Genomic DNA, 8,461 nt, shown 5'->3' on the forward strand with positions numbered 1-8,461 from the left:
CCCCCCCCCTCCTATGAGGCGCCGGCCGCCCAGCCCCAGGTGTGCGCGCCCGGCGCCGGGGAGGATCGGGCCGGCACCGGCCCGGCCCGATCCTCCCCGGCGCGGCATCACCGCCCCCGCACCGGCCACCCGCCCCCACCCGCCACTGCTGGCGGTCCCACCACCTGTGAACGGAGTCCTCACATGTCCTCCGCAGCCTCAACGCTGCCCGCGGCGGGCGCCTCCTCGCCACCGCCGATGCCACCTGCGCCGACCGCGCCGCCATCCGAGCCGGGCGGGGCCGGCGCCGGCCCCGCCCGTGGCCGGGCCTCACGCTCCACGCGGGTCCGCCAGGACAAGGTGACCATCGGCATCGTCGCCCTCGTGTCGGCGATCCTCGTCCTCCTGGTGCTCCTGCCCCTGGTGACGATCCTGTCCAAGGCCTTCTCCGCGGGCGGCCTGGCCGTGCTCGGGAGCCTGCTGCGCTCCGCGAGCAACCGGGCCATCGTCGTCAACACCGTGGTCCTGGGAGTGGTGGTCGGCGCGGTGGGCACGCTCGTCGGCTTCTTCCTGGCCTACGTCCAGGCGCGCGTGGCGATCCCGGGCAAGCGCCTGCTCCACCTCATCTGCCTCATCCCGATCGTCTCACCCCCCTTCGCGGTGGCCACGGCCTCCATCACCCTGTTCGGCCGCAACGGCATCGTCTCCACCCAGATCCTGGGCCAGCAGTGGAACATCTACGGCCTGCCGGGCCTGACCCTCGTGCTGTCCCTGTCCTTCTTCCCGGTGGCCTACATGAACATGCTCGGCATGCTGCGCAACCTGGACCCGGCCATGGAGGAGGCGGCCGCCTCCCTGGGGGCCTCGCCGTGGACGATCTTCCGCACCGTGACCCTGCCGATGCTCATCCCCGGCTTCGCCTCCTCCTTCCTGCTGCTCTTCGTCGAGGCGATCGCCGACCTGGCCAACCCCCTGGTCATCGGCGGGGACTTCACCGTGCTGGCCTCCCGCGCCTACATCGCCATCAACGGCGAGTACAACACGGCGGCGGGCAGCGCCTACTCCCTGGTGCTGCTGGTGCCGGCGCTGCTGGTGTTCCTGCTCCAGCGCTACTGGGCCTCGCGCAGCTCGGCGGTGAGCGTCACGGGCAAGCCGACCGGCCGCATGCGCCTGGTGCGCTCCCCACTGCCCCGCGGGCTCCTGGGCGCATCGGCGGGGCTGCTGGCCCTGTTCATCGTCTCGATCTACGCCACCGTCATCGTGGGGGCCTTCGTCAACATCCTGGGGGTGGACAACACCCCGACGCTGAAGAACTTCCAGTACGTGCTCTCCGGGATCGGCAACGACGCCATGATCGACACCACCGTCCTGGCCCTCCTGGCCACGCCGATCGCCGGGGTGCTGGGGATGCTGGTGGCCTGGCTGGTCGTGGTGCGGCTGCGGGCCAGTGCCGGCCTCATGGACTTCCTGGGGATGCTGGGGCTGGCGGTGCCCGGGACGGTCCTGGGCATCGGCTACCTCATCACCTTCAACCGCCCGGTGATCACGGGCAACCTCATGCTCATGCCGGCCCTGGCCGGGGGCAGCGCGGTCTTCGGGGGCGCGATCGCCATCATCATGGTCTACGTGGCCCGCTCCATGCCCTCGGGCCAGCGCTCGGGGATCGCCAGCCTCCAGCAGGTGGACAAGTCGATCGATGAGGCCTCGACCTCACTGGGGGCCTCGGGGCTCCAGACCTTCATGCGGGTGACGATGCCGCTCATCCGCCCGGCCTTCATCGCGGGCCTGACCTACGCCTTCGCCCGCTCGATGACGACCCTGTCCCCGATCGTCTTCATCACCACCCCCAGGACGAAGATCATGACCTCCCAGATCCTGGCGGAGGTCGACGCCGGGCGCTTCGGCAATGCCTTCGCCTTCTGCACCATCCTCATCGTCATCGTCATGACCGTCATCGGCCTGACCAATCTTCTCGTCCGCGACACCTCGGTGACGTCGCAGGCGCGCACGGGCCTGTGAGCCCGGCCAGAAAGGAGCCCATCATGACCCGCGCGACCACTACGAGCGCCCAGCCGGGCCCCGGGGGCCAGGCCGCCCCGCAGGACAGCGGCCGCCTGTCCCTCGTGGGGCTGACCAAGACCTTCGGCCAGGGGCAGGGGCGGGTGACCGCCGTCGACCATGTCGATCTGGATATCAGCCCCGGGGAGTTCATCACCCTGCTGGGGCCCTCGGGATGCGGCAAGACCACCACCCTGCGCATGATCGCCGGATTCGAGGAGGCCTCCTCCGGGCAGGTGATGCTCGACGGGGAGAACATGGTGGTCGTCCCGCCCAACCGCCGGCCCATGTCCATGGTCTTCCAGTCCTACGCGCTCTTCCCGCACCTGTCCGTGCGCGACAACGTGGCCTACGGACTCAAGCTGCAGAAGATGCCCACCGCGCAGATGAACGAGGCCATCGAGGTGGCGCTGACCTCGATGAGCCTGACCACGATGGCCGATCGGGCGCCCTCCCAGCTCTCCGGCGGCCAGCAGCAGCGGGTGGCCCTGGCCCGGGCCATGGTGGTGCGCCCCAAGGTGCTGCTCTTCGACGAGCCGCTGTCGAATCTGGACGCGAAGCTGCGCGTGAAGATGCGCCTGGAGATCCGGCGCATGCAGAAGCGCCTGGGGATCACCTCGGTGTACGTCACTCACGACCAGTCCGAGGCGATGGCGATGTCGGACCGGATAGTGGTGATGAACTCCGGGCGCATCGAGCAGGTCGACACCCCGGCGGAGATCTACCTGCACCCGGCCTCGGTGTTCGTGGCGGACTTCGTGGGGCGCGCGAACTTCCTATCGGCGGAGGTGCTGGGCCGGGAGGCGGCGGCCGACGGCGGTCGGGCCAGGGCGCGGGTGGAGGTGCTCGGCGGTGAGACGACGGTGCCCGCCCACCCGGCGGCGCTGCGCGATCCGGGCGAGGTGGTGCTCATGGTGCGGCCCGAGTCGGTGCGCCTGGAGGCCCTGGAGGCGATGGAGGGCGCGCCCCAGGCGGTCAGGGGGTCACTGGGGCAGGTGATCACCCGCGTGTTCTACGGGGAGACCGCGGAGTACGAGGTGGAGACCGAGCACGGCTCGATCGTGTGCGTCGTGGCCGACCCGCGCCAGGAGGAGCTGCTCTCCGAGGGGCAGGCGGTACGGGTCTCCATCGAGGCCGACAAGGCCTGGCTGCTGCCCGCCGGGAAGGACGCCGCTGCCTGATCGGGGGGCGGCCCCGCCCGGTCAGGCGTTCTCTGCGGGGTCACCCGCATTCCGCCGGGTCATGCGCTTTCTGCGGGCTGACCCGCATCCCGCCAGGTTATGCGCTTTCTGCGGGCTGACTCGCATTCCGCCCGCTGAGATCCGGCCATCCGACCCAGCGGGATGCGGGTGACCCAGCGAAATCCGGCTTACCCCGCGAGATGCGGGCGCGTATTTCACTGCCGGGACGGTTCCTGGGCGAGCCTCGGCCGGCGAGTGGCGGGCAGCGGTGCAGATTGCCGGCTTGTCGGTGGAATGCCGGGGTTGTCGGTAGATCGGAGGGGCCCCAGGGGTGCGAAGTACCGACATCACCGGCGATCTGCAGACAACCCCGGCGAATTGCAGACGACCCGGCGAACCGGAACCGGCTTCCACCACCGGCATCGATCGATGGGGCGGCTGGAGCGCGGCGTGCCTGCGAACCACTGACCAGGCCCGAGCCGGGGCAGGCGGCCATCGGGCACCGAGCCCTCACTCCATCCCGGCCAGCCGCTCCCCAATGATGGGCATCCACGCCTTGGTCACAAGGGCGCCCGTGAGGACCGGCACGGTGCTCCGTGCGGGGTGACCCGCATCCCGCCCGCTGATATCCGGCCATCTGGCCCAGCTAAACACGAGTGACCCCGCAGGATCCGACTCACCCAGCAAGGCCCGGCCCACCAGGACGACGTCAGGCCGCCCACCCCAGACACGCCACAACCCCCGGCAGTCCGGGGACCGTCGGGGGTTCGAGTAAGCAGGGTATGGCGGAGGTACTACAGGCCTACTCCATGCATGTTCATGACATGCCGATGGTGCAGCATGCGGTGCGTGAGGCCCGCAGCGCTTCTCGGCCGGCTCGGCAGCCGGATGAGGTCCAGCACAGCCTATGGCTGCGCTTCGGTCGGCGGAAGGTGGAGCAGATGGTGGCCGACCACCTCGACTACGGGTTGAACTGCATCGAGGTCGCCAAGAAGTACGGCGTGGCACCGAGCACCGTCGGCAAGTACATCCAGGACTTCAAGAGGCGGGCGCCAGGAAGTTCACTCGTAAGCCGTGAGCAGTAGCCGTCGACCTGGGTAAAGGCACAGAACCAACGCTCCCGAGAATTACCTTTATGGTAATATCGACCAACATAATTGCCCTGCACCATCATCTATGTTTAAATAGACACATGACCAATGAGCAACTAGCAAAACAACTGCAGGCGCAATTTACCCTCTCGAAGGGCGACATCGAGAGAATTAGAGAGAGTGTTGCGGATGTGCGTAAAAATAATCGCGCACTGATCGATGCCATCGAGGACCTAAGACTCGACCACAATAAGCGCTTCGACAAAATGCAAGCCAGTCAAGATCAGCTCCAGGCCCAGATATCGAATCTCCGAGCGGATATCTCCGACCTGAGGCATGAACTATTCCATGAGGCCGGATCTCGCGAGACGGTTGATGACAGCATCTACGAAGTCATGCGACAGAACTACCGGGAGCTCAACCAGCGGCTGAAGCTACTGGAGGATGGCGTTTCCTCGTTGGCGTCATCAACGATGAAAACGGCATAAAATAGAATTCCTCAGAGGATATACGCCACAAGTTAAATATTTCTATATTTTGGAAGCAGATAGGGGTGGGCATGCGTTGATTGAAATGTAGTGGAGTGTCTTCTTGTTTTCGCTAGCAATTTTGCTGACCTGACCGGGCAGCAAAGCAACCTTCTCAGTGCTAGATTTCGTTTCACGATACTGTATCGCCACAAGCCAACCTTCATTGGTTTGATCTGATTCCATATAACTTGGAAGTTGATTTCGCAATCCATTCCAAAACCGCGCATTTTCAACTTTCTTTACCTCAATCAATAGCCTCAGCTTCGCTCCAGACGATACTTTAAAATCTACGGGACCTCGACCTAGTTGAACTTCACGGTCTAATTCTACACCGGCGTCGCGTAGGTACGTGCGAGACATCGCCATGAATAGCAATTGTGCTGCTTCTTCCGGCTTTGGTTTACCATCGGCATTCCACAGCAATCTCCAGCCACCACCTTGTTCAATAAAATGCTTATATTTTGTCAGCATTTCCCTAATAAGGTTTGAAAGTTCTTTTTGACTGGCCGGGGCTACAAGAATTTCACGAGACAATGGATGCTTAGTCGCGTAGTCGCTACCATGATCATACGAAACTACTCCGCAAGGATCATCTTCAAAGTTGTAGCCAAACAAATCTGGTCTACTCCGCTGCGCACGAGCCCATTTCTGCACAGCGTCAGGATTCTTGCGCGCTAAATCTACAATTGTAGATTTAGGTGCAGACTTGGATATTTCGAGATTCAGGCTCGTGCGAAGCTCTTCGTTTATGTCGGATTCGAACCAGCTCCGAGCGTTGAGTGTCGGTAAATCATTTAGAAAAATTTTGGGAACCAAGAGAATAGGCGCACCTGTAGACGGATTAGTTGGCAGTTCTACCGGAGCCTTCTGCCAGTGTGCAGGTTCGAGATGAACTGAAGCGTTACGTATCGAATGACTTTTAACAGGAATCCCGAGATCTGCAACAATCTTCTGCGTATACGAAATGAACTCATTTTTAAGAATATTAAGTGTGGCATCGGAAATTGCGTCAGCCCCAAATCCTTCGTTTATGATACCAATTTCTTCGATGTTCTCAGGTTCTTTCAAACCAGCACTCAAAGCTACCGCAATACCGTCCATGATCTTTTCTGCACTGCGCTTACCGCTACCCGAGCCTCGTATAGATGCTGCCGTATACCCAAGGCAGAACTCATATGGCTCTGGAAAGGTAAGTAGAACACGCGCAGACTTCGCAGAAAGTGATTGCTTTCCCTTAGCACGCGCTACAAGTTCATAGCAATACGTAAAATGATCTATCAACTGCCTGTGTGCCCTTTCCCATCGTTGACCGCCCTGAAGCATTAGGAACGGATCTAGGAACAGTTTCGTGTCGACACTAAGGTCTGGATCGAACCAATCCTCATGGCCGGATGTTTTGATAGAAAAAGCCTCAGAAAATCGCATTATCTCGAACTCCTACTTTTCGCGCAATGCTGCGGCTAACCATGAATCAGATTAACATATAGCTCTAAATTGCACTCCTATGACTCTTAGGGTGATCAAGTAAGTATCGCAGCACTTGGGGACATTGTGCAGCAGGCCGGGATTCACTATCGCTATGGATTGCCATCATAACCACACTCCTCGTGATGCATCATCTGGGAAGGGCATCGCTGCGTTGCGAGCCACACATAAAGTGTAGACCTAGGAGACTTTGAAGTGAGCGTCTAGCTCCCGGTCGGGCGTGGTTGTAGTGTTTTTGTGACCGAGGCGCCAAAGCTTCGCCCCCTTGACCCTACCTCACTTCCTGTTAATATAGAGAAAGACATAAGCAAACTCATTGGAAAGGAGGCGCTGCTCATGGAGGCTGAAACCATCACTTACCGGCTGGCTCATGCTGCCGAGGCGCAGCCCTCCCGCCAGGTCGAGATCCCCCCCACCACGCCAGAACGCTACATCACGGGCATCTACGCCTTGAACGTGCAGGCTCCTGAGGGCACCAGTGGGGACTGGCACGACGTCTTTCACTGGCAAGAGAGCCGTGACCGGCCGCGTCAGGTGACCCTGGGTGGCAGTACAGAGATCGACACCAGCCCGATCTACGGCTCCTACGGTATCTACCAGGGACGTCAGCGCCTGGAATCCATGGGCCTAGTCTTGCCGCAGACAGGCGAGGTCTACCTGGCCAACCACACCAGGGCCATCTTGGACCTGCTGTACCGCTCCCTGACTCGCTGGGGCCGAGTCCTCAACCTGACCGGCGCCAGTACAGACTGGCTGGATACCTACGACCAAGGCGTCTTCCTGCTGGAGCAGGCCGTACGGCTGGTACCCCACTTCCCCCATACTGCACAGGATGAGCTGAGGAGGTGGGTGGACAACGAAGCGGTCGAGCTGAGGGCGGTGTATGGATGATGGCCCACCCTACCCGCCCCGGCCAGAGCGCCGCCCGGAGCAGTCTCCCTTTGAGCCGCTGCCGCTGAGCCCAGAGCAGCAGCGCCACGTCGACCTGATGCGACACATCGCCCAGGAGGTAACCACCCGCGCAGGCGATGCATTTGTCCTCAAGGGCGGTACGGCGCTTTTACTTGCCTACGGGCTGCCGCGGTTCTCAACAGATCTCGATTTTGACGGCCGCCGCACCAGCATCGACCTGTCCGAGGCACTTCAGGCCGGCTCACAAGCCGCGGGTGAGCACGTGCGCAACCTGCGCACCGCCAAGGACACATGGGCCGTGCGCCGGCACGTGCTTCACTACCGCGATGATGCCATGAAGCCTCTCAAAGTAGAGGTCTCTTACCGCCAGGCCCAGCAGATCAAACAAGCAGACCTGACCACCATTGACGGCATATGCACCTACCGGTTAGAGAAGTTAGCCTCGCTGAAGGTAGACGCTCTGGTCAACCGCACCAAAGCCCGTGACATTTTCGACACCAGTTACCTCCTGGCCACGTATCCAGAGGCCATCACCGATACCGACCTACAGCGCATAGATCAGCTCATCGATATCATCGGTCTCAACGACCTGGAAGCAACCATGCTCGATGACGACATCCTCAACTCTTTCGACCTGACAGCCATCGCCGTGCAACTAGTAGATAACACTCTGCGGCTCAAGCGAGAGCGAGGAGTGTAGGCAATGCTACCTAGGGTGTGTCTCTTAATTTACGTGAGCCAGTCGATGATGGCGTGTAGGACCAGGCCGGCTCTGTGACTGGGGCGGGTGGTGTTTCTCGGACAGGGGAGGATTTTCGTCTTCCTTTGATTCGATGGGATGGAGCCATGTCAAGGGCGAAGTATTCGGATGAGTTCAAGCAGCAGGTGGTGCGCGGGGTGATCGAGGAGGATCGCGCGATCGCGTCGGTGGCCGCCTCCTACGACCTGATACCCCAGACCGTGGGCAACTGGGTCGCGAAACACAAGAAGGAGCACGGCAGCGAGGAGGAGAGAAAAGCAGCCGCCGAAGCGGCCGAGGTTGCGCGGCTGAAGAAGGAGCTCCGCGAGTTGCAGCAGGGATGCGAGTTCTTGAAAAAGGGTGTGCCACGAAGGTGGGGTGCTGCATGGGTGTGTAGGTGATGCAGTGCTGAGTTGTGCTGCGTAGGACATGAAGGTTTTGGCCCTTCGGAGTCGCCGTGCGGGCGGGGGCTTCAAACCGCCACAT

The 8,461-nt window shown here is 61.6% G+C and carries 8 protein-coding genes; 7 read left to right on the plus strand and 1 reads right to left on the minus strand.

From position 1 onward, the window contains the following. Window positions 1–183 precede the first annotated feature (183 nt). The 4 genes from J5X07_RS08715 (at window position 184) to J5X07_RS08730 (ending at window position 4,797) form a co-directional block, all read left to right on the plus strand. A complete protein-coding gene (locus J5X07_RS08715) occupies window positions 184–1,998 on the plus strand; it encodes an ABC transporter permease (protein ID WP_424924112.1) in 1,815 nt (604 codons plus the stop codon). A gap of 23 nt (window positions 1,999–2,021) precedes the next feature. Continuing rightward, entirely contained in the window at window positions 2,022–3,218 is a 1,197-nt protein-coding gene (locus tag J5X07_RS08720) for an ABC transporter ATP-binding protein (RefSeq protein ID WP_208479503.1), read from the plus strand. Window positions 3,219–4,042: 824 nt separating this feature from the next. Beyond that, complete coding sequence (locus J5X07_RS08725; protein ID WP_208479505.1) at window positions 4,043–4,303, plus strand: hypothetical protein; 261 nt, start codon at window positions 4,043–4,045, stop codon at window positions 4,301–4,303. A 107-nt stretch (window positions 4,304–4,410) separates the two neighbouring features. Continuing rightward, window positions 4,411–4,797, plus strand: a complete 387-nt coding sequence (locus J5X07_RS08730) for a hypothetical protein (RefSeq protein ID WP_208479507.1) — start codon at window positions 4,411–4,413, stop codon at window positions 4,795–4,797. A 42-nt stretch (window positions 4,798–4,839) separates the two neighbouring features. Here J5X07_RS08730 and J5X07_RS08735 read toward each other — a convergent pair whose 3' ends face one another. Beyond that, a complete protein-coding gene (locus J5X07_RS08735) occupies window positions 4,840–6,264 on the minus strand; it encodes a hypothetical protein (protein ID WP_208479509.1) in 1,425 nt (474 codons plus the stop codon). Window positions 6,265–6,660: 396 nt separating this feature from the next. On the opposite strand from J5X07_RS08735, the gene J5X07_RS08740 reads away from it, so the two are divergent. The 3 genes from J5X07_RS08740 to J5X07_RS08750 all read left to right on the plus strand — a co-directional run bounded on the left by J5X07_RS08740 (window position 6,661) and on the right by J5X07_RS08750 (window position 8,376). Then, window positions 6,661–7,215: a hypothetical protein gene (locus tag J5X07_RS08740; RefSeq protein ID WP_208479511.1), complete on the plus strand. Its 555-nt coding sequence runs from the start codon at window positions 6,661–6,663 to the stop codon at window positions 7,213–7,215. Further along, on the plus strand, window positions 7,208–7,936 hold the full coding sequence (locus tag J5X07_RS08745; RefSeq protein WP_243896633.1) for a nucleotidyl transferase AbiEii/AbiGii toxin family protein: 729 nt from the start codon (window positions 7,208–7,210) through the stop codon (window positions 7,934–7,936). The genes J5X07_RS08740 and J5X07_RS08745 overlap by 8 nt, the downstream gene beginning before the upstream one ends. Before the next feature lie 146 nt (window positions 7,937–8,082). Further along, on the plus strand, window positions 8,083–8,376 hold the full coding sequence (locus J5X07_RS08750) for a transposase (protein WP_208479513.1): 294 nt from the start codon (window positions 8,083–8,085) through the stop codon (window positions 8,374–8,376). Window positions 8,377–8,461: the final 85 nt, after the last annotated feature.

The organism is Actinomyces bowdenii (genome assembly GCF_017592395.1).
GTDB lineage: Bacteria > Actinomycetota > Actinomycetes > Actinomycetales > Actinomycetaceae > Actinomyces > Actinomyces bowdenii.

What these genes read in the sequence shown, in the direction of transcription:
- J5X07_RS08735 (WP_208479509.1), bottom strand. Translation starts at nt 6,264, where the DNA reads ATGCGATTTTCTGAGGCTTTTTCTATCAAAACATCCGGCCATGAGGAT.
- J5X07_RS08745 (WP_243896633.1), top strand. Translation starts at nt 7,208, where the DNA reads ATGGATGATGGCCCACCCTACCCGCCCCGGCCAGAGCGCCGCCCGGAG.
- J5X07_RS08740 (WP_208479511.1), top strand. Translation starts at nt 6,661, where the DNA reads ATGGAGGCTGAAACCATCACTTACCGGCTGGCTCATGCTGCCGAGGCG.
- J5X07_RS08725 (WP_208479505.1), top strand. Translation starts at nt 4,043, where the DNA reads ATGCCGATGGTGCAGCATGCGGTGCGTGAGGCCCGCAGCGCTTCTCGG.
- J5X07_RS08730 (WP_208479507.1), top strand. Translation starts at nt 4,411, where the DNA reads ATGACCAATGAGCAACTAGCAAAACAACTGCAGGCGCAATTTACCCTC.
- J5X07_RS08715 (WP_424924112.1), top strand. Translation starts at nt 184, where the DNA reads ATGTCCTCCGCAGCCTCAACGCTGCCCGCGGCGGGCGCCTCCTCGCCA.
- J5X07_RS08750 (WP_208479513.1), top strand. Translation starts at nt 8,083, where the DNA reads ATGTCAAGGGCGAAGTATTCGGATGAGTTCAAGCAGCAGGTGGTGCGC.
- J5X07_RS08720 (WP_208479503.1), top strand. Translation starts at nt 2,022, where the DNA reads ATGACCCGCGCGACCACTACGAGCGCCCAGCCGGGCCCCGGGGGCCAG.